This is a genomic window from Myroides sp. DW712 (assembly GCF_046557355.1).
Classification (GTDB): Bacteria; Bacteroidota; Bacteroidia; order Flavobacteriales; family Flavobacteriaceae; genus Flavobacterium.
Genome location: NZ_JBKFDO010000021.1, coordinates 62,126 through 83,176, shown reverse-complemented (window position 1 = coordinate 83,176; position 21,051 = coordinate 62,126). Strand labels below are relative to the sequence as shown.

Genomic DNA, 21,051 nt, shown 5'->3' with positions numbered 1-21,051 from the left:
CTTGATTAATGGAGTATGAACCCACTTCTTCTCCTTCTTCACGAGACAACATACCTGTTATGACTTGTGTTGGTTGATCGTTATTTTTTAACCCAATTGGGGTATAGGTTAATAGAGGATCTGCATCTCCGTATACTTTGGTTTTTGCATCCGCTTTGATCGTTAGTAAAGCGGGGGTGATTGTCAAATTAGCCGATTGAAAAGCCAAAGTATAGTTGGTGGATGCCTGTATTGTCCCTTGATTAATGGAGTACGACCCCACTTCTTCTCCTTCTTCTCGAGACAACATACCTGTTATTACTTGTGTTGGTTGATCGTTATATTGTAGTCCAGTTACGGTATAAGTTAATGTAGAATCCGTATCTCCATACACTTTAGTTTGTGCATCCGCTTTTACTGTAACTGTGGCAGGTGTAATGGTTAAATCCGCTTCTTGATACACTAGCGTATAATCCGTTGATGCAGCTAAACTTCCCTGTTGGATTTCGTACGTCCCTACAGATTCTCCTACTTCACGAACTAAGCTTCCTGTAAGAGCATCCGTTCCTTTTAATCCACTAACCGTATAGGTTAATACAGGATCCGTATCTCCATACACTTTGGTTTTCGCATCAGCCGTTACCGTTACAGTAGCAGGGGTAATTTCCAAATCAGCCGCTTCAAATTGCAACGTATACCCAGCTACTGCTGTCAATGTACCTTGGGTGATGGCATAACTCCTAACGCTTTCGCCTGATTCACGAGACAAACTACCCCTCAAGACCGTACTTGGATCAACTGCAGGATCCAATCCCGATATGGTATAGGTTAATGTTGGATCCGTATCTCCATAGACTTTGGTTTGGTCATTTGCTTTGACTACAATAGAGGTTGTTCGAATCGTTAGATTAGCTGGTTGGTACCGCATTGCATAATTCGCAGAAGTCAAGGCTAATGTTCCTTGCGTAATGGGATAAATCCCCGTTTCTTCCCCCGGATCTCTCGTTAAACTTCCTCTCACTACATCACCTGCTAGTTCTCCATTCTTTAACCCTGAAACTTGATAGGTCAACATAGGATCGGCTGCCCCCATTTCTTTGGTTTTTGCATCTGCAGTTACCGTTAATGGAGCGGGTGAAATCGTCAAGGCGGCCGCAGTCATAGTCAAACTATAATTCGCAGTAGCGGTCAAAGTCCCTTGGCGAATCGCATAAGAACCTACATTTTCACCTGGATCTCGAACTAAACTTCCTGTTAAGGGTACCCCACTATAGCCGCCATAAATCGTATACCTTAACTCAGGATCGGCATCTCCATAGAATTTGGTTACGGCTGTAGGAATAATATAGAGAGTCAATGGATTAACAACCAAGCTAATTTTACTCCTTTTACTTTCACAGCCTGCAGTACTAAATGTACTGACCCAATATACATGGGTGCCTACGGGTAACGCAGCCGTATCGGGTGTAGGAATACTCGTTCCTCCTATTTCCGTTTCATACCAAGTTAAAACGTATGGTCCCAACACACTTCTAATACCAACTAGTATCACTTGGGTCTGGGTGCCATATTGAAAAGAGGAAGATACACTAATCGAATTTAATTTAGGATCCTCTATTTCCACTTGAATAGGCGTTCGACGCGCACTCTCTTTTCCTCCAAGGGTTTGCGTAGCATAATAAGTCCCACTGCTTAATAATGTAGACGGTAGCAACGCAGTGGTTGCTGTTTCACTAGCATACCACTTGATATTTTCGCCAGTTGCGATTAAATCACCTACTTTTTTATTTTCATTTTTACAAAACACTTGATTTACAGCAACAGGAGGTGGTGTAACCTCTAGAATCTTTACCGTATAATCGGCCCATGTCCCATAATTATAAACGCCACAGGGATCAGCTCCGATTCCTCCACCAGCATTCGCTCCGCGATTCCAGATGCGCATGCGATAATTTCCTGTAGGTATGGTATCGGGTATAGCCACACTAGCCGTATATGCATAGGTATTGTTAGCGATATAACCAGGTACTGCCAATACTTCTGTCTGTTGATCAAAAACGCCATCGTTATTAAAATCAATGGCAACTCCCATAACCGTATATCCAGTAGTAGTTACATTAAACGTGTAACTACTCCCAGCTTGTAAATCAGGAATAGACTCAGTTGTTCGATCTCTTTGGGTGTAAGAAGGGATTTGGTCGGTAAACCCAATTTCATCAATATTCACTACAGTAATTCGATGATTAGAGGATCCATTTTGATAGGTTGGCATACACCAATTGGGTGTAAACGCTACCCCATCAGTCCAATAACTTTCATCTGTAGCCGTGCAATTCGCTTTTACATAAGCGTGATACGTTGTTCCTGGAACCAGATTAGCAAGGTTTACTGTCCTTGTATTTGAGTCTACTCGTGCTGAAAAAGCTAATCCAGTACTTCCACTGCCCGCTTCTCCTGAAGTTCGTATTTCATACGTATATCCTTCCGTATTAGGCGATGACGTGGCTGTCCAAGCGATGGTTGCTGTATATAAACCTACCGCTGAAACAGTTAATTCGGTGGGTACAATACAAGCAGGAATGGGTTCAAAACGAATATCATCGATATAGATTGCTTGATACGTATCACTCAAACCATGGGCTAATCCAAAATAGTTAGCCGTTCCAGCCGGAAAATCCACGAAATACTCTTTAAATGAAGGAGTCAATGGTATGGTTGCTAAAGATTGCATTCCGACAGTCGTATTGGGATCTTCTAAGGTAACTACGTTTAAGGTTGATAAAGCAGAAGATGTACTCCTCGCTCGAAATCGAACGCGATACCCTCCATTTCCTAACTGATTGGTTGGAGGGGAAACTACCAATAAATCACCTGTATTTTGATTGCTATTGTATAAATATAAACTGTGACTTCCAGAATAAGCAGAAGCACTACTGGTGTATAGATACCCATTTCCAGTGGTGATTTTTCTCCAACAGGGAGGCAAACTAGCGTTGTTTGTTGATCCTATAGGTTGAGACTCGAAATTTTCATTAAAAGCGTCTCGCGATTCACATAAGGTAGTGAAAATAAAGGAACCTAGCCAATCTCCAAATTCACTTGCACTACACTTAGCTCTCACATAAAAATAGAAGGTTTCTCCACTAGCTAAACGCTCCAAAACAATGGCTAAATTGCTGGCAATAGTAGATCCACTTATTACTAATCCTGTTGTTCCAGAGCTAGGATTTCCACTGCTTCTCACTTCGAAATCATATCCTCCAGCCGGTGCTATGTTTGGTGGAGTAATACTAACTTTAGCGGTAGAGGAAGTAATTTGATTGATAATAATCGATATCGGATTCGGACAAGAAGGAACCAACTCAGCTGTGGCGCCAAAAACACTAATAATTCCCTGCCCATCTACATGTGAAAACGCAATAGACTTAATTGCTTTCGTTTTATTTTCAGGATCAATAGGTATCGAAAACTGATACAATCTAGGATTAGTTGATGAATTTTCCGCCATATTATTCAGTCGATTTACTCTTCCAAATCCTTGATAGGCAACTGGCAGAGTTGTTCCATTGTACCAATCAGGTACAGTAATACTTATCGCTTGAACTGAATCATCTTCAAAAATCACTTTACATTGCAAAATAGAAGAACCAGAAGCAGAAGTAGCTAGAATGTAGATGTTTTGGGCTTTTACTTGCCCACCTACGTTAGATGTAATCGTATTCCCAGTAGTTTTCAACTGAATGACATTATTCCTACTGTAATCTTGAAGTTGAAACGGCAAATTAGGTGTTGTAGACGCTTGAGAAGTAATGCGTCCATTTGTAGGTAATCCTGTTGTCTGTGGTATTGATTCGGCCGTTAACTTCCAATCCAAACTGCGAAGGCAAAAGGACACTCCATCCATATCATTAGTTGTACTCGACGAAGCAATTCCAACTCCATTGGCAATCACATCTTCATTAAACCCATCTAGGCTTAGCGGTTGATAGGTTTGTGCATGAAGAACAATATTCCACAGCAAAAATAGCGGAAGTAAAAAAGTAAGAGGCGCTTTTTTCATTCGTTACAAGATCTAATATTCGGTTCATTTTGGACTGAGTTACGCACTCAATACTTCGCAAAATTAGATTCTTTCTATAAAAAAAGATAAAATGAGGGGTGGACAAAAGGGTGGACAAAATGTATTGTACTGATTTTGTGAGGGTTTGGCGGGATTTGGTGGGGGTTGGTGAGGTTGGGTGAGGTTGGGTGGGATTTGGTGAGGTTGGGTGAGGTTGGTGAGGTTGGGTGAGGTTGGGTGGGGGTTGGTGAGGTTGGGTGAGATTTGGTGGGGGTTGGTGAGGTTGGTGAGGTTGGTGAGGGTTGGTGAGGTTGGTGAGGGTTGGTGAGTTCTATTTAATTTAAAAACCTAACCCAAGCTTTATTTTTGAACTTACACACTTTAAGAGATAGTGCCGATACAATACACCGAAGGACAAAAACCAAAAACCAAAAAAAAAGCCTTCCCATAATGAGAAGACTTTTTTTACTACTTTTTATTTTGATCTTTCAAGCGTTGCTGTTCTTGTGCTTGTTCCATCATTTCTTGCATTTTGCGTTGCCATTTTCCTTGTGGACGCTTTTTGGTTTTATTCTCTTCAATTGTAGCTAAGATCTTTTCGTCTTTTACAATGTGGTTTTTAATTACATACATAATTCCAATTGTAATCGAGTTCGAGATGAAATAGTACAACGATAAACCTGAAGCATAGTTATTAAAGAAGAATAACATCATCAATGGAGAGATGTAAATCATAATTTTCATGATCTTACTCATATCTGGCATTCCTTCTTGCGTTGGTTGAGCCATTTGTTGATCTCCTGTTGTCATCTTCATATAGAAGAAAATCGCGATAGAAGCTAATAGCGGGAATAAACTCACGTGATTACCATAGAAAGGAATATTAAATGGCAATTGCAACACCGAGTCATAGGACGATAAATCGTCTGCCCATAAGAAGCTCTTTTGTCTTAAATCAAATGACGATGGGAAGAATTGGAATAACGAATAGAAGATTGGAATCTGTAGTAAGGCAGGAATACAACCGGCCATTGGATTCACACCCGCTTTCGAATACAACTTCATGGTCTCTTGTTGTTTCTTCATTGGGTCATTCTTGAACTTCTCATTCAATTCATTCACCTCTGGGCGAATCATTTTCATTTTCGCTTGAGAAACGTATGATTTATACGTTAATGGAGATGTGAATAAACGCACTAAAATCGTCAAGACAATAATACCAATTCCATACGGTAAGAAGCTTGTTAACAAACCAAATACTGGAATAAATAAGAAACGGTTAATCCATCCGAAAATTCCCCATCCTAAAGGAACGATATTATCTAAATTACGATCGTATGATTTTAATATTTTGTAGTCTGATGGACCAAAATACCAATTCATATCATAATTTAACTCTCCATTGCTATATGCCAATGGAATTGTACTAGCAAATTGTTTGGTAAATACAGTATCTACTTTTTCGTCTGCAACTAAATTCTTCGTATGTAAAGTAGCTGTTTCAAAATTCTTATTTGTCAATAAGATTGACGTAAAGAAATGTTGTTTGTACGCGATATAAGAAACGTCTTTCAGCTCTTTTGAATCATCTTTACTTGATTCACTTAAGTTATTGTCTTTTCCTTTTTCATGCTCATAGTATAAGCGCACATATCTATTTTCGTATGCAATACTTTTCTCATTGCGGTACGTTTTCATTTCCCAGTTTAGTGCTGGAGTTTTAGATGCATCTACGATTTTACTCAATCCTTGTGTACGGATAGAGAAATCCAACATATAATCATTCGGTTTCAATACATAACGGTATTCTAAAAACTCCGTTTCAGAGGCTTTTAAACGCATCGCTAATACTTGGTTTTCTCCTTCTTTAGTTAAAGTAGGCTCAAAGTATAAGTCTTCCGTATTGAATACGCGATTGTCGTTCGTATGTAGTTGTAAATTAAATTTTGCGTTGTGATCTTTAATTAAAGCAACGATTTCATCTGAATCTTTACTGAAACGTTTGAAATCATTAACAACTACATGCGATAATTTACCTCCTTTATTATCAACTTCAAGCGTAAGTAAGTCTGATTTTAATGTTGTAGTTCCTCCTTTAGCTGCTGGTAACATTGCACTATAAGCAAAAGGTCCGAATGTAGCACGAACTTGTTCTGTTTGTAACGAATCTCCCTCTACCGGGGCTTGAAGTGCTTTTTCAAAGGTAGCGGCTTGTTCTTGTTTTACAACTTCTTTCTCTGCTAATTCAGTATCTTTCTTGATAGACTCCTGCTCTTTATTGATGTTATTCAACATCATCCAAATCAGCAATCCGGCGATAATGACAAAGCCTATAATACTGTTACGATCTAATTTTTTTTTCTCCATTACTTAATTGGTAAGTGATAAAATTTATGATATAAAAAAGCGTCTTATTAATTTGATTTATAATCAATCGCTGCTTTTACAAAATGAACAAAAAGAGGGTGCGGTTTTGCTACCGTACTTTTATACTCTGGGTGGAATTGAACTCCAACAAAGAATGGATGCGTATCCAATTCGACAATTTCGATTAATCCTGTTTCTGGATTCCATCCTGAAGCTGTTAATCCTGCTTTTTCGAAATCTTCTAAATATTGGTTGTTGAATTCATAACGGTGACGGTGACGCTCATTGATCATACTGTTTCCATAGATATCAAATATCTTAGAACCTTCTTTCAATTTACAATCCCATCCCCCTAAACGCATCGTACCTCCTTTGTCTGTAATGTCTTTTTGATCTTCCATAAAGGTAATTACAGGATATTGTGTACTTTCGTTTACTTCAGTGGTATTAGCTGTTTGATAGCCCAGAACGTTTCTAGCATATTCAATAACAGCCATTTGCATTCCTAAACAGATTCCCAAGAATGGGATTTTGTTCTCTCTTGCGTATTTTACAGTTTCAATTTTTCCCTCAATACCACGTGATCCAAATCCTGGAGCAACTAAGATAGCATCTAAGTTTTTCAATTTATCGCTCACATTGGTTGCTGTGATTAAATCCGATTGAATCGTAATGATATTTACTTTGGCTTGGTTTTGTGCACCACCGTGTACTAAGGCTTCTAGAATGGATTTGTATGAATCTTGTAATTCAACATATTTTCCTACTAAACCAATATTTACAATGTGGTTTGGAAATTTTAAACGGTGAATAAACTCATTCCATTTGACTAAATCTGGTGTTTGTTTTTCAGGTAAATCCAAGCGTTTTAAGGCTACTTTATCTAATCCTTCTTGCAACATTAGATTCGGAACGTCATAAATCGTTTCTGCATCGATAGACTGAATTACTGCTTCTGGTTTTACGTTGCAGAATTGCGCTAATTTTTGACGGATTTCAGAACTTAAGTTGTGCTCTGTTCTACATACTAAGATATCCGCTTTGATTCCACTTTCCATTAATGTTTTTACCGAGTGTTGTGTTGGTTTTGTTTTCAACTCACCCGCTGCTGCTAAGTAAGGAACTAACGTCAAGTGTACCACAATAGCATTGTTATCTCCTAATTCCCATAACAACTGACGAACAGATTCGATATAGGGCAAGGATTCAATATCCCCTACCGTTCCACCGATTTCAGTAATCACAATATCATAGTCTCCTGTTTTACCAAGTAACTGCATGCGATCTTTGATCTCATTGGTGATATGCGGAACTACTTGTACTGTTTTACCTAAAAACTCTCCTCTTCTTTCTTTTTCAATCACAGACAAATAAACGCGACCCGTTGTTACGTTGTTCGCTTGAGAAGTTGGAACATTCAAGAATCGCTCATAGTGACCTAAATCCAAATCAGTTTCTGCTCCATCATCCGTTACGAAACATTCGCCATGCTCATATGGGTTTAACGTACCTGGATCCACGTTGATATACGGGTCAAATTTTTGAATGGTTGTAGAATAACCTCTCGCTTGCAATAGTTTTGCCAGCGATGCTGCTATAATTCCTTTTCCTAAGGATGACGTAACGCCCCCTGTCACGAAAATATACTTAGCTTGTCTCATTTATATGTATTTGTTGTGTTGTAAAGAATAAAACTTGGCAAAAATACAACATTTCCTGTGATTCTTCTAATTTTAAAAGTCGTAAAATAACTTTAAAGTTTACTCGTTTCTGTATAAAGTGGTTAGCTGAGAAAAATGATTTTTTTTTGCTTTTTTGTTTGTTGCTCGTTGCACCTCTCCCTTTTCCAATTTTACTTATCCAACCGCTTATCAATAATACGATTAAAGTAATCTTGGATAAAAGCCTTACACTTCATTTCCAATTCTTGCATCTCTTTGTTCTTGTTTTGAATCAAATTATGTTCCAATCCTTTATCATTGATGGCATAAAATCCAGTTACTTCTTTTCCATTGAAGCGCACAATGTAATTTCCTTCTTGGTACGTATATTCATTTGCTCCATAATTGATTGTAAACGGTTTGACAATACTGTCATTCAACAAGCTTCTCCCCCAACTTCTAAAGGATTTGTCATAGCCAATCATATCCAATAACGTTGGATAAATATCAATTTGTTGGGCCAATTCTTTGTTTACACCTTTATAACGTTCATCAGCCGTATAGAATAAAATAGGAACTGCTGTTCGATTTACTAGTTTGCGGTACTCATCATAATCAATTTGGTTGGTATGATCCGCTGTAATCACAAAAATAGTATTTTTAAACCAGGGTTCTTTGCTACTTTCTTCAAAGAAGCGCTTAAATGCATAGTCTGTATACCCTACCGTTTGGTGAATTTGTTGATTTCCCTTAGGAAATTTTCCTTTGTATTGTTCTGGCACATTAAACGGTTCATGAGACGATACAGTAAATAGTGTGGCAAAAAACGGCCCTTTTTTCTCGTTTAAGGTTTGACGCATATATTGGAAGAAAGGCTCATCCCAAATACCCCAAGTACCATCAAAATCGTCATCGTTATTGTATTCGGTTTTTCCATAATAATGGTCATACCCCAAAATATTACCAAATCCTAAGAAGCCCATAGACCCATTAGGTGCCCCATGGAAAAACGACGTATCATATCCTTTTGACTTCAACGTAGATACCAACGATTCTATTTTTTGTTTGGGAAATGGCGAAGACGTAAAAGCATCTTTAAATGATGGAATACCCGCAATAACAGAAGATACCCCATGAATAGATTTATATCCATTGGCAAAAGCATTCGGAAAAATCAAACTGTGTTGTGCCAAAGAATCAATAAACGGAGTATAGCTTTTGAAATTGGGAATATTCATCTCTTGATTAAAAGCTCCTATATATTCTCTTGCATAACTCTCTGTAATGAACAAAACAATATTTGGTGTTGACGGATCTGTTGAATAGTACTGTTTTGTACCACTAACATAGCGATTCATGGTCGCTTCGTCCATATATTCAACCTTCTTGAAACTTGTCTTGCCAATAGTGCGCAAAATAGCGAAAGGCGTATTCAATACGATATCGGCGTGTTCAGGTTTTTCAACGTGACGATTCGCATCGATAATATTCAAGGGACGCGTAGTTTTCTTCAAATCACCACGCACACCTGCAATAAATCCAACAACAACAACGACAAAAATAAAAGCACTGGAAATAAAGTAATTCTTTTTACTTTCTATTTCTAGTGGCTTGGTAAATTTCACGCGTTTGTACAAGTATACCCATAAAACACAAAGACCTATACACAAAGCAAATACATGCCAGTAGTTCACTAAGAAGTTTAAGAACAATTGTCCTTTATTTGATTCGTGTTCTAAGCTATCAAATACGGCAATTGTCGTACGGGCATAGATAAAACGGTAGTAAATAAAGTCGATAAAATTAGTGGCATAAGCGACTAAATTCGGAATAATATAGCTCCAAAAAACCACCTTTTGGTATCCTTTGGATGTACTTTTAAAAATAGGGATAATGGATAAGAGGATAAACAATCCATTGACATAGAAAATAGCCATTCGATCAAAAGTCAATCCGTGATAGGCCAATTTCATAAATTGCCCCACAGAATCAACGGCAAGTAAATCACTATTATAGAGATAGAATAAAACTCGCGCTATAAAGTAAAAAAAGAAGGCTAAAAAAAGTCGATAGGTCAATACCAACATTTCGTTTAATCTAAAGCGATTGGAAAGCATACTAGATTTCTAATTTAAAAATTGAATTACAAATTTAAGTATTTCTAGGGCTTTAGCTCAATGTGGAGGCAATTCTTTTTATATAACTCTCTTCTTTAGCGCTAACTGTCATCTTTAAAAAGAAAATTGGCCAAAAACAATAAAGAATCAATTGTTCTCCTGCCCCTTTATTTGTGGTAGTTTTTCGTTTATTTGGATACGCAAGAACAATACTGTTTTTTTGTTAGTCCCTAACGACATCAAACTTTAGCCCAACATCATTTAAGTCTTTCACGCTTAACAATGCCCCTACTTTCAAAATGTAGATTATCTTTAAGAAAAAGGCCTGGCTAAACTAAAGCATTACCTAAATTTATTCCAAAAAAAAGAGCTATTTCTAAGGTGAAATAGCTCTTTTTTAACTAAAAGCGACTTATATTTTAATCTATTATAGTGACAAACGCTTAAACAAACCAGGATAATCGCGAACCAACCCCTGCTCATCGACTTGAATTGTTGCCTCAAAATCACTCCAACTATTTTTATACTGGTAGGTATCGGGAGTCAACTTCGTGTATTCTTGATGAACCAACGTAAAATTTCCTTCTAGCGGATTGATATACAGGACTTGAATGGTCTTTGTCTCCCCTATTTCAAGTTTCAAACGATTAATAGGCAATGTATTGGTAAAAGGAGTAACTGTAATATCAATGTCAAGGCAATCTTTTAAATGAGGATGTTCTTGTTCGTCAATCATCCATTGTTCACTTAATTTATGTCCGCTCAACTGAAAAAAACGGTGGCCTTCTTGACAGCGAATATCAAAAAAGCGCGTTTCCCAATTAGAAGTAACAACTAATTGATATTCAACACCATAAATACGATTATTTTTATTCCCCACTAGCTCTCCTTTACAGTGAAAACTACCTTCTTTTTCGATGATTGAGAAATGCTCTACAGAAATAGCATCCACACCGAGCCAAGTTACTTTTTTTTCCATTTTGTACACGTACTGCATTAGTTTAATTTTATAGCTAATGTGGCTATAAAGGTTGGGATATAGGCATCAATAACAAAACGCGGATTGGGTTGCCACGCCTCTTCATAATCCACAATGGCTAATCCTGCTTTAGTTTGTCCGCCAATCAAATCTTTGAGGCTATGCCCAAAAACAACAGCCTCTCCTTTGTCTATTTTTTGTTGTAATTCTTCCTTAGTTAAATCGGTTACATCCGCATAAGGGATTTTAAAACGCGGTTGAATCAATCCTTGTTCCTTGTACATGCTTTTGCGATCTTCTACAAAGACAACCGGATTGTAAAAACTACTGATTAATATTCCGCCTTTTTTCAGTACACGGGAGCATTCTTTCCACACGAGATTTACATCCGACACATATAAATTGGAAATAGGATGTACAATCAGGTCAAAGGATTGTTCCTCAAAGCGACTTAAATCAGACATATCTCCTTGTTCAATAGTAAGTGTTAGTTGATCTCTATCAGCAACCATTTGGTCTTTTTGTAACTGTTCTGCTGACAAGTCATAGACCACTACTTCTGCGCCAAGCGCAGCTAATATCGGTCCTTGTTGCCCACCTGCCGAAGCTAAACACAAGACTCTTTTCCCTTCGATTGCTCCAATCCACGTTTTATCTAGGCTAGTGGGAAGTATATATAACTCCCATTCTCCTTTTTTTGCTTTTTCTATCTGTTCACTACTAACAGGTTGAGACCAAGGAACATTCGCTTTCGCTTGACTGTCCCAGGCTTTTTGATTGTGTTGTATAAAGTCTTCCAAATGATAACACTCTTTTTAAACTCAGCTGATTTAGTTCAACTGAATCTTAAAAATATCACTTTTACTTTTATTATTCAAATGTAATTTACTTCTTTTTTTAGTGGTGGCTTGGTGGTAAGGTCAACCGCAAAGGTAAACCGTAAACCAAAATAGCGAGGAAACCTCGCTATTTCATATCGTTATAAGAGAAAAGAGAAAAGGGTTTACCCTTAAAATTTATAGCGTACAGCTATACCTAAATCCAGGTATAAACCATCGCGATACGCATTGTTTAAGTATAATTCTGGACGTGCATCAATGGCAATTTGCAATGGAATATCTAGGTTGTATTCCAGACCGATAGTTCCAGTTAGCAAACCAAACGTACCGTCTTCTTTGAATCGTTTACCATGGTAGTGATATTTGTAGTCGTAGCTTCCCACAGCCGCTCCAGCACCAGCAAACCAGTTGAGGTTACCTTCAATATTCCATACCCATTCGTATAATCCCGTTAGCTTTGTTGCATTATAGTCGTTGTTGTCTCTAAAACCTAGGTTTACCTCTAAGCGATTGTTGCGCATTAAGTCTCTTTGGTAGGAAATCTCTGTCCCTAATCCAGCATTACCCCCAAAGCGTAAGCCTATGGCGTTTTTTGTTCCTTTTTGTGCAAAAGAAGCTGTAGCAACAAGCCCGACGAATCCGATTGAAAGCAGCAATTTTCTCATTTTCTTATTTAATTTTTAGTTTAAGCATGCAAAAATAAGCAATCCAAGAGGATTATGAAACAAATGAAAGAAAATGAAGAAAAGGAAATATATAACTTTTTTTATTGTCCTTTTTAAATAAAAGGTTTACATTTGCCCCTTAATTATCAGGAATTTTTCTAAAAACAAGTAGAAAAATAGCAACCTGCAACAACAAGCAAGGTGCTGCAAACGATAAGCCAGTAATGGAAAAAATGTTGTGAATACCACACTTAGGTATGATTTATGTAGTATTTTTTTTCAGCCAGTTCTCGTTACACTTGTTTTTAGGAAGGAAAAAAATAAACCATGTCAAACAACAAATTTTACACTCTTATTCCCTTTTTTGTCTTTGTTGCTATCTTTTTAGGGAGCGGTATAGCCTTGGATAACTTTTATCAATTGCCTTCGCCTATAGCCATGTGCTTGGGAATTATAACGGCTTTTGTTCTCTTTTATAAAACTCCAATAAGCGATCGCATTACAGCGTTAATAGAAGGCTGTGGAGATAGCAAGATTATCACCATGTGTCTGATTTATTTACTGGCTGGTGCTTTTGCCACCATCACCAAAGCTATTGGAGGAGTCGATGCTATGGTACATATCGGATTAACGTATATTCCAGTGGCTTATTTAGGTGTAGGAATCTTCGTTATCTCTTGTTTTTTGTCTCTCTCTATTGGAACTTCGGTAGGAACTATTGTGGCATTAGGTCCAATTGTCGTTGGACTTGCAGAAAAAACAGGGAGTTCTATGGGGTTGTTATGCGGTGCCTTATTAGGGGGCGCTATGTTTGGTGATAATCTATCTGTGATTTCAGATACCACAATTACAGCTACGCAGACCATGGGATGTGAAATGAAGGACAAATTTAAAGCTAATTTTAAAATAGCCATTCCAGCAGCCCTTGCAACGATTGTTGTACTTGTGTTCATGAAAAATGATGCCCCAACAGTGGCGTTACATTTAGATGAACAAACTAACTATACCTTGTTGATTCCCTATATTTTTACGATTATACTAGCTTTGGTTGGCATCCAAGTTTTTATAGCGTTGGGTTTAGGGATTTTGGCTGCGGGAATTATTGGGTTAGTACAAGCTGATTTTGATGTAGTAGGATTGGCGAGTCTTACTTATGATGGATTTACTTCCATGACAGAAATCTTTTTGTTGTCCATGTTTACTGGAGGTTTAGCCCGTATGATTGAACAGCAAGGGGGAATTGCGTGGATTTTAAAAACCATGCAAAAGCGAATTAAAACAAGTAAAGGTGCTGTGTTTGGTATCGCTTCTCTCGTTTCAAGTATAGGTGTATGTGTAGCAAACAATACGGTTTCTATTTTAGTAGCTGGAAATTTAGCCAACGATGTAGCCACCGAATACAAACTAAATCGCCCCTATGTTGCTTCTGTTTTAGATATTTTTGCCTGTATTGTACAGGGTATTTTGCCTTATGGCGCACAAATTCTTATCTTACTGAGCTTTACCAATAAGAAACTCGGCTATATTGAATTAGTTGAACATGGATATTATTTCGCTTTTCTATTGGTCGTTACCCTATTTTATATGGTATTCTTTAGAAAAGAAGTACAAACCACGTAAAATAGTATGAGCAAATTACAAAATGTTTATATTTGCGCTTTGTCGAAATAAAATTTGAATATACATGAAATTATTAGAAGGAAAGATAGCAATTATTACCGGTGCTACACGCGGAATTGGTAGAGGTGTAGCTTTAGCATTTGCTGAGCATGGAGCTAATGTGGCGTTTACGTATAGCTCATCTGTACAAGCAGCTGATGAATTAGTAAGCGAATTAGTAGCTTTAGGCGTTCAAGCTAAAGGATATCAATCCAATGCAGCAGAATATGTAGCAGCAGAACAATTGGTAGAGGAAGTACTAAAAGACTTTGGTAATATTGATATTTTAATTAATAATGCAGGTATTACAAAAGACAACTTGTTGATGAGAATGTCGGAACAGGATTTTGATGCGGTTATTGAGGTAAACTTGAAATCGGTATTTAACATGACAAAAGCCGTACAACGCACGTTTTTAAAGAACAGAAAAGGCTCTATTATCAATATGAGTTCTGTTGTAGGAGTAAAAGGAAATGCAGGACAAGCGAATTATGCAGCTTCTAAAGCAGGTGTAATTGGATTTTCGAAATCAGTAGCGTTAGAACTAGGATCAAGAAATATCCGTTGTAACGTAATTGCACCAGGATTTATTGAAACAGAGATGACAGGAAAATTAGCAGAAGACGTAGTAAAAGGATGGACAGATGCCATTCCATTAAAACGCGGAGGAAGACCAGAAGATATAGCAAATGCTTGTGTATTCTTAGCTTCAGATATGTCTGCGTATATTACAGGTCAAGTAATCAACGTAGATGGTGGAATGTTAACCTAAGCAATAGCAGATAAGATAAAATAAGGCTACCTTTTTAGGGTGGCCTTTTTTTGTTTTTTGTTGTTTGGCATATGGGTTTTTATAAAAACCACCCGTAGTAAAAGCGATTTTCTTGTAAGGGATAAACCCAACCTCTCTTCAACCTCTCTTCAACCTCTCTCCAACCTCTCTTCAACCTTTCTCCAACAAAAAGCAATGTTTTCCTAGTATTCTCGGAGCACTGTCGCAGCACTGTCGCAGCACTGTCGAACAAGCCCTTATCTAAATCGCTATTATTCTTTACTCTTCGTTATTCGCTCTTTGTTCTTTGTGTAAACTGCTATCTCACCTCACCTCGTCATCAATCCTTGTAATTTCGCCCCACGAACATACCTCAACATGGCTCTATACTTGTTCTTTAAAGGTGTAGGTTCTAAAATAAGCTCTTCTTCCAACTGAAATCCCCATTTCTCACAAAGGGCAATACTGCGTTGATTTTCTTTTTCCACCGTATAAATGATTTGCTGAGTGGGAATACTACGCTCAATGATAGCAATCGCTTGCTTTAACAAAGCAGTGCCATAGCCTATGCCCTGTTGGTTTTCACTCACCCACAATCCAATTTCAACGGAATATTGATGGATGTCGTTCAAGGTCAAACAACCTACAAAAGCTTGCGAATCGCGTTCAAACACCAGCAATACTAAACAGGTTCCTTGTTTCATTTCGACTTGGGATTGTTGGATATAAGCAGCCACTATCGCAGGATGGGCAAAAGAATCAATGCTCAAATAGCGTCCAATATTTGGAGTGAAATACTGCTGCAAGTAAGAGCCATCGGTAGGTTGTATTTTTCGAAACCACAAGTGTTCTGTTTGCCATTGGTGTTCTTCATCAAAAACAAGGCGCTTTTGTGGTTCAACCATTCCGATAATTAAAAGGATTTCTTGTTTGATTCCAGCTTGAATAAAATTCATAGGTTCTAACTCTTCAAGTTCTGCTCTCGCTTCTAAGATGAGCTGTAAAAGCTGAAACCAGGTCCATTGCTCTACTGTCGCTTGATCCGCATGTACTAGCGTCTCCAACCACTCTTCCTCTGTTTGTCTAGGCTCCCTTTCAACAAGGCGATACGTGTTCCAATAGCGTCCCATTTTTTGTAACAAAACCAACCAAAGTCGCAGCTGTACTTCTCGTTCTATTGGAACGGCTACAGCAACAAAATGAGTACGTAAATCTTGAATCAAACGCAGGTACACCACAGAAAGCACATCTAAAGTTTCCAATTGGGCAAGAACGGTTGACCAGGTGGTTTCTCCTCGACCTACTGCTTCTAACGTTGCCGCTAATTCGCGTTCTGTTTCTTCTATAAAGGAAAGCTTCCAAAGCGATTCCTGTATTTGGCTGGATATGGGCTTCATTTTTACATGGGAATTAAACTAAAAAAGTTCAACTTGACCTTTTCAATCAACCTGAACTTTTTAGTGTATTACTTTTTCGTTTGTTTTATTTTTTTGTCGCGTGATCTTTTCGATAATGCAACATATCTAATGTTTTTTCTTCACTTACCTGACGGAGAAAACCACTGTGGTACACATATCCTAATTTTTCTGCAATATGCACACTGCCTGCGTTGTTTTTATCTACATTATAAATCAAGTAATCTACGGGAATATGCTCAAAAACAAATTGTTCTAACGCTTGGATAACTTCGGTTCCATATCCTTTTCCACTGGCACTTTCCTTTAACCAAATACCCAAAGAGATTGATTCTTCACCTATATCGTGTATTCCACAACAGCCGATAAATTCACCTGTCTCCTTATTGGTTGCCACTAAGGTAATATCTTTTTGTTTTTCCAATTGACCTAAACTATAGGCCACAAACCCGAAAGTGTCTTCTTTTTTGCCTGTGGGGATAAAAGGGAGGTATTTTGCTACCGTTGGGGTTAACGCTGTAAAGATGTCATCCACATAGTGGTCATTCACAATACTAAATTTCAAGCGATCACTTGAAAAGGTCAAATTTGTATCAAATTTCATAAAATTACTGCATTGATTTGGACGAACAAAGGGCTTATGTATTCGCTTAGTCCTTATTTCTGGAGCAAAGATACAAGATAATTCGCATCCAATCCCTCTTCTGTGCTAGAAAAGGCAGAGAATTTTACTCGCATAATCCTGAAAATATATAATTCAATCTTTCATTTTAAATTTTCTTTTCGGCGATATCCGTCTCATTCTTACTATAGTAAAAAAAAACAGGGGAATTTATTATATTTTCAGTTCAAAATTATTTGCATAAAATAAAAACTAATGGTATGTTTGCTCCAGTAAAAATGAGGGATACCTCAATTTTCAGGAGAGGTGCCGGAGTGGTAACGGAGCAGATTGCTAATCTGTCGACTGGTAACGGTCGCCAGGGTTCGAGTCCCTGTCTCTCCGCTTCTTCGGGGTGTAGCGTAGCCCGGTCATCGCGCCTGGTTTGGGACCAGGAGGTCGCAGGTTCGAATCCTGCCACCCCGACTTTTTCGGCATCAAAATGTGCCTAAATCCGTAAGTATCAATTACTTACGGATTTTTTTATTTTTAAATATATCATAATAATCCATTGTAAATCAATCTAAATGTGAGCTATTAGGTGAGCTATTTTTAAAAGGTAAATTAGCTCACCGAATCGAGTTTAACTAATTGTATTTCAATAAATTAAATACAATTTATTTTAGTTTAATTCAGTGCTTTTTGGTCTTGTTTGAGTACTATTCAGGTGAGTAGTTTTTTAAAACCATATCAAAACAGTTCGGTTAACATTAAAATAGATTGATATGAAAACAAAAAACACATTTGGAATACACTTCATTATACGTGTTTCTAATTCAAACAAAACAGTTCCATCCCTTATATACGCTAGGGTTACAGTAAACGGACAACGAACAGAAATTTCTTTAAAACTAAAAATATCCCCTACTTCTTGGGATAACATTAAAGGAAAAGCAAAAGGAAAAAGTGAGGACACGGTTCGAATCAACGCACATATTGAGCGAGTACGTTCCCTCATTACAGATGCCTATCATCAATTAGTTCAACAAAAAAGAGTTGTCTCTATTGGAGCTGTTAAAAACATCTTTCTTGGACATGATGATACAGAATCATCACTTTTAAAGCTTATAGACTATCATAGAGAGATAGCTACAAGTAAATTAGCTTATGGTACACTTAAGAACTACTTCTCTACGGAAAAGTACCTTAAAAGCTATTTGCGCAAAGTACACAATCGAACTGACATCTATTTAAGCGAGATAAACTACAAATTTATCTTTGACTTTGAAAACTTCTTGAGAAACTGTAAACCGATTCACAAGCATCAACCATTAAATAACAATGGTATTATGAAACACATTGAAAGGTTTAAAAAGTTAATCAACTTAGCTATTACAATGGAATGGATGGAGAAAGATCCCTTTACCAAATATAAACTTCAATTTGAGAAAACAGAAAGAGGGCATCTAACTAAATCAGAACTTGAAATCCTTGTCAACAAGAATTTCGCTATTGAACGATTACAATCCGTTCTTGATATGTTTTTGTTTAGTTGTTATACTGGTTTAGCCTATATAGATATCTTTCACTTAGCCCCACATAACATAGCAAAAGGAAGTGATGGAAAAGATTGGATTATATCAAGTAGAGAGAAAACTAAAATACCTGTTAGGGTTCCTCTCTTACCTGAAGCCTTAGAACTAATTGAAAAATACAAAGAGCATCCTGTGGCTTTTGCCAAAGGCAAACTATTTCCTGTTATTAGTAACCAGCGAATGAATGGTTACTTAAAAGAGATTGCTATTATCTGTGAAATAGATAAAAACTTATCTTTTCACTTAGCCAGACATACCTTTGCTACAACCATTACACTAAACAATGGTGTACCTATTGAGTCAGTGAGTAAGATGCTTGGGCATACGGCTATTAAAACAACGCAAATCTATGCGAAGGTATTAGAACATAAACTGGGTGAAGATATGGACAACCTAAGAGAAAGAAGACTTATTCAGGAAAATCACAAGTACAACTTTGAAGAGTCAAATTAAACCTTCCAAAGACAACAGAACTAAACCAGTACATACAAATTGTTATTTAGGGTTAGAACTAAGCTATAGTGGCTTTATAACCATCAATAAAGAAAACTTTATTATTATAAACAAACCATTGCCATTCTGCTGGGGGCTTATAATATAAAGGTTTATCAAATATCGTATTCAGTGAGTCTATCGTCTTTTGTGTATTGCTTTTATCTAAATTACTCCATACTTCAAAATTTATATGTCTAATTCTTCCCTTTACATTCTCTCTAATTCCAAATACAAGAGCACTATCTAATTGCTTTTCAAAATCCCACCTAAAGCGGTCTTCTAAAAATGCCATCCGAGTTTTAATCATAAAATCTGAACTTAAATTAAGTGCAACGAAAGAAAAAGCTGGTACAGTATCTGATTCAATTTCATAGATATAAGGTACAATAGAATACTTTTTTTCTATAATACTGTCCGAATAATATTGTTTTTCCAAGCTAATTTTCTTCAAATGATTGTCTTCTTTTTTACATGATATACTTAAAAAGCAGATTATACTTGAAAAAAGAAAAACACCTAGATTAAGATTCATCACTTTCATATTTTACTAATTGGGGTCTTACTTTAACTTCTTCGTATACTACTGTAGCTAATCGTTTTGTAGATACTTCTTCTTCGGAAGAGGCATTTGACAATTCCAATATAACTTTATTAAACCGCCCCCACTCTCCTATTCCTACAATTTCTATACATCCTAAAGCACCCTAAACCAAACTTTTCGTCTTAAACTGTTTGAAAAACTCATCCGGAAATATTTTTTTTAAGGTATTCAGATAAAACTCAGTTCATTCTTATCCATTTTTTTATATATCTTCTTGTTTCTTTCGCCTCAACAAGCTGTATACAACTCCAGCAGGTCATAGTAGCAAATGAATCATGACTGGCTTCTTGTGGAATTCCACGATATTGTATTATTTTATTTTTATAATACATATTTAAACTATCTATTGCCTGTAAAGGCAAATTCGTCATTTGTATATAATAACTTCCTGAGTAATCTTTATTATAGAGAGCGTTTTTATCGCTGTCTATACTATTGTATTCCTCTTTGATGCAGTAATATAATAAATACCCTTGAGCTTCTTTAAAAATTGTTTTTTTTTGAGCAAATAAGATGAAAGAACTCAAAAAAACTATTGCTGCTATTTTTAACTGATTTCCCATAATCTTATTTTTGTAGTCTTAATAGTTTTTCCTCCTTGTTCGTAATTCATATTAAAATAATATCTATCAGAATTAGGATCATTATGCCTTAAATCAACCCCTACATAATATAAATTAGCTCCGTCCCAAAGTGTAAAATGACCTGTTGCATTACTCCATCCAGACACATCAAAGACAATAATTCCCTTTTTGTCTTTAAAACTATTTACTGCATCGATGCCCCCATCTTCTTTAATTAAAGGAAATCTATCTTCAAGCATTCCTACTAGATACTTCGTTAAATCCCTAACTCTTATCCAATAGTTCAACTTATCTTTTCCAACAATATTGCCACCATTAGAAGGTGCTTTGGGCAATTTAATACCGCTATAATTTAATGCTCTTGACATTCTAATTGCACAAGAATTTTCCCAAGAACTCGGGTTACTGCGCAAATTTTCAGGTAATCCTCCACCAATTACCTCATATAAATCTTTTGTCATGATTGTACTTGCTGGATAATTCTTTGATAAATCTTCCCATGTCAAATTGGAATTAAGTTCAGCAATAAGCTGCTTTTTATTAGATGGACCAGTTAACCACTTCTCCATTTCCTCCCCAAACCATTCCGAATTATCTGCACTCCAAGGATTGTCAAATTCTTTAAAATCACTCATAAAATATAGTTTTTTAGATAAATAATT

15 protein-coding genes, 2 tRNA genes and 1 riboswitch are annotated in these 21,051 nt (G+C 36.9%); of the genes, 5 read left to right on the top strand and 12 right to left on the bottom strand.

What is annotated here, in order from left to right; translation table 11 throughout:
• The 7 genes from ACLJX0_RS14260 to ACLJX0_RS14230 all read right to left on the bottom strand — a co-directional run.
• Positions 1-4,039: MBG domain-containing protein (locus ACLJX0_RS14260; RefSeq protein WP_410881348.1), on the bottom strand; the 4,039-nt coding region annotated here is incomplete at its 3' end.
• Positions 4,040-4,507: 468 nt separating this feature from the next.
• The gene (gene yidC / locus ACLJX0_RS14255) at positions 4,508-6,406 is read right to left on the bottom strand and encodes a membrane protein insertase YidC (protein ID WP_410881346.1); all 1,899 of its coding nucleotides are present in this window, start codon (positions 6,404-6,406) and stop codon (positions 4,508-4,510) included.
• A gap of 47 nt (positions 6,407-6,453) precedes the next feature.
• The gene (locus tag ACLJX0_RS14250; RefSeq protein ID WP_410881344.1) at positions 6,454-8,067 is read right to left on the bottom strand and encodes a CTP synthase; all 1,614 of its coding nucleotides are present in this window, start codon (positions 8,065-8,067) and stop codon (positions 6,454-6,456) included.
• Positions 8,068-8,258: 191 nt separating this feature from the next.
• Positions 8,259-10,184: an LTA synthase family protein gene (locus tag ACLJX0_RS14245; RefSeq protein WP_410881342.1), complete on the bottom strand. Its 1,926-nt coding sequence runs from the start codon at positions 10,182-10,184 to the stop codon at positions 8,259-8,261.
• A 427-nt stretch (positions 10,185-10,611) separates the two neighbouring features.
• Complete coding sequence (locus tag ACLJX0_RS14240) at positions 10,612-11,163, bottom strand: putative glycolipid-binding domain-containing protein (protein WP_410881340.1); 552 nt, start codon at positions 11,161-11,163, stop codon at positions 10,612-10,614.
• A 17-nt stretch (positions 11,164-11,180) separates the two neighbouring features.
• Positions 11,181-11,963, bottom strand: coding sequence for a class I SAM-dependent methyltransferase (locus ACLJX0_RS14235; protein WP_410881338.1), 783 nt, complete (start codon positions 11,961-11,963; stop codon positions 11,181-11,183).
• A 209-nt stretch (positions 11,964-12,172) separates the two neighbouring features.
• The gene (locus ACLJX0_RS14230) at positions 12,173-12,667 is read right to left on the bottom strand and encodes a hypothetical protein (protein ID WP_410881336.1); all 495 of its coding nucleotides are present in this window, start codon (positions 12,665-12,667) and stop codon (positions 12,173-12,175) included.
• Positions 12,668-12,805: 138 nt separating this feature from the next.
• A riboswitch (SAM-I-IV-variant riboswitch) is annotated at positions 12,806-12,911 on the top strand.
• Between the two features lie 83 nt (positions 12,912-12,994).
• On the opposite strand from ACLJX0_RS14230, the gene ACLJX0_RS14225 reads away from it, so the two are divergent.
• Both ACLJX0_RS14225 and fabG read left to right on the top strand, forming a co-directional pair.
• Entirely contained in the window at positions 12,995-14,287 is a 1,293-nt protein-coding gene (locus ACLJX0_RS14225; RefSeq protein ID WP_410881334.1) for a Na+/H+ antiporter NhaC family protein, read from the top strand.
• Between the two features lie 64 nt (positions 14,288-14,351).
• Entirely contained in the window at positions 14,352-15,098 is a 747-nt protein-coding gene (gene fabG / locus ACLJX0_RS14220) for a 3-oxoacyl-[acyl-carrier-protein] reductase (RefSeq protein ID WP_410881332.1), read from the top strand.
• A gap of 329 nt (positions 15,099-15,427) precedes the next feature.
• On the opposite strand, the gene ACLJX0_RS14215 is transcribed toward fabG, so the two are convergent.
• Entirely contained in the window at positions 15,428-16,495 is a 1,068-nt protein-coding gene (locus ACLJX0_RS14215) for a GNAT family N-acetyltransferase (protein ID WP_410881331.1), read from the bottom strand.
• An 85-nt stretch (positions 16,496-16,580) separates the two neighbouring features.
• Entirely contained in the window at positions 16,581-17,117 is a 537-nt protein-coding gene (locus ACLJX0_RS14210) for a GNAT family N-acetyltransferase (protein ID WP_410881329.1), read from the bottom strand.
• A gap of 318 nt (positions 17,118-17,435) precedes the next feature.
• Between ACLJX0_RS14210 and ACLJX0_RS14205 the strand changes: the two genes are divergently transcribed.
• The 3 genes from ACLJX0_RS14205 to ACLJX0_RS14195 all read left to right on the top strand — a co-directional run bounded on the left by ACLJX0_RS14205 (position 17,436) and on the right by ACLJX0_RS14195 (position 19,162).
• A tRNA-Ser gene (locus ACLJX0_RS14205) sits at positions 17,436-17,519 on the top strand.
• A gap of 6 nt (positions 17,520-17,525) precedes the next feature.
• A tRNA-Pro gene (locus ACLJX0_RS14200) sits at positions 17,526-17,600 on the top strand.
• Between the two features lie 299 nt (positions 17,601-17,899).
• Entirely contained in the window at positions 17,900-19,162 is a 1,263-nt protein-coding gene (locus ACLJX0_RS14195; protein ID WP_410881327.1) for a site-specific integrase, read from the top strand.
• 58 nt (positions 19,163-19,220) lie between these two features.
• Here ACLJX0_RS14195 and ACLJX0_RS14190 read toward each other — a convergent pair whose 3' ends face one another.
• From ACLJX0_RS14190 to ACLJX0_RS14180, 3 genes are all read right to left on the bottom strand, one after another.
• Positions 19,221-19,745 carry a hypothetical protein gene (locus ACLJX0_RS14190; protein ID WP_410881325.1) on the bottom strand — a complete coding sequence of 175 codons (525 nt, stop codon included), beginning with the start codon at positions 19,743-19,745 and terminating at the stop codon, positions 19,221-19,223.
• Between the two features lie 239 nt (positions 19,746-19,984).
• A complete protein-coding gene (locus ACLJX0_RS14185; RefSeq protein WP_410881323.1) occupies positions 19,985-20,368 on the bottom strand; it encodes a hypothetical protein in 384 nt (127 codons plus the stop codon).
• Entirely contained in the window at positions 20,353-21,024 is a 672-nt protein-coding gene (locus ACLJX0_RS14180; RefSeq protein WP_410881321.1) for a type VI secretion system amidase effector protein Tae4, read from the bottom strand. Before ACLJX0_RS14180 ends, ACLJX0_RS14185 begins: the two co-directional genes overlap by 16 nt.
• Positions 21,025-21,051 lie beyond the last annotated feature (27 nt).

Bases quoted from the DNA above. Each gene is read 5' to 3' on its own strand.
- ACLJX0_RS14180 (WP_410881321.1), bottom strand. From the start codon at position 21,024: ATGAGTGATTTTAAAGAATTTGACAATCCTTGGAGTGCAGATAATTCG.
- ACLJX0_RS14230 (WP_410881336.1), bottom strand. From the start codon at position 12,667: ATGAGAAAATTGCTGCTTTCAATCGGATTCGTCGGGCTTGTTGCTACA.
- ACLJX0_RS14250 (WP_410881344.1), bottom strand. From the start codon at position 8,067: ATGAGACAAGCTAAGTATATTTTCGTGACAGGGGGCGTTACGTCATCC.
- ACLJX0_RS14225 (WP_410881334.1), top strand. From the start codon at position 12,995: ATGTCAAACAACAAATTTTACACTCTTATTCCCTTTTTTGTCTTTGTT.
- ACLJX0_RS14240 (WP_410881340.1), bottom strand. From the start codon at position 11,163: ATGGAAAAAAAAGTAACTTGGCTCGGTGTGGATGCTATTTCTGTAGAG.
- ACLJX0_RS14245 (WP_410881342.1), bottom strand. From the start codon at position 10,184: ATGCTTTCCAATCGCTTTAGATTAAACGAAATGTTGGTATTGACCTAT.
- ACLJX0_RS14185 (WP_410881323.1), bottom strand. From the start codon at position 20,368: ATGGGAAATCAGTTAAAAATAGCAGCAATAGTTTTTTTGAGTTCTTTC.
- yidC (WP_410881346.1), bottom strand. From the start codon at position 6,406: ATGGAGAAAAAAAAATTAGATCGTAACAGTATTATAGGCTTTGTCATT.
- fabG (WP_410881332.1), top strand. From the start codon at position 14,352: ATGAAATTATTAGAAGGAAAGATAGCAATTATTACCGGTGCTACACGC.
- ACLJX0_RS14215 (WP_410881331.1), bottom strand. From the start codon at position 16,495: ATGAAGCCCATATCCAGCCAAATACAGGAATCGCTTTGGAAGCTTTCC.
- ACLJX0_RS14210 (WP_410881329.1), bottom strand. From the start codon at position 17,117: ATGAAATTTGATACAAATTTGACCTTTTCAAGTGATCGCTTGAAATTT.
- ACLJX0_RS14190 (WP_410881325.1), bottom strand. From the start codon at position 19,745: ATGAAAGTGATGAATCTTAATCTAGGTGTTTTTCTTTTTTCAAGTATA.
- ACLJX0_RS14195 (WP_410881327.1), top strand. From the start codon at position 17,900: ATGAAAACAAAAAACACATTTGGAATACACTTCATTATACGTGTTTCT.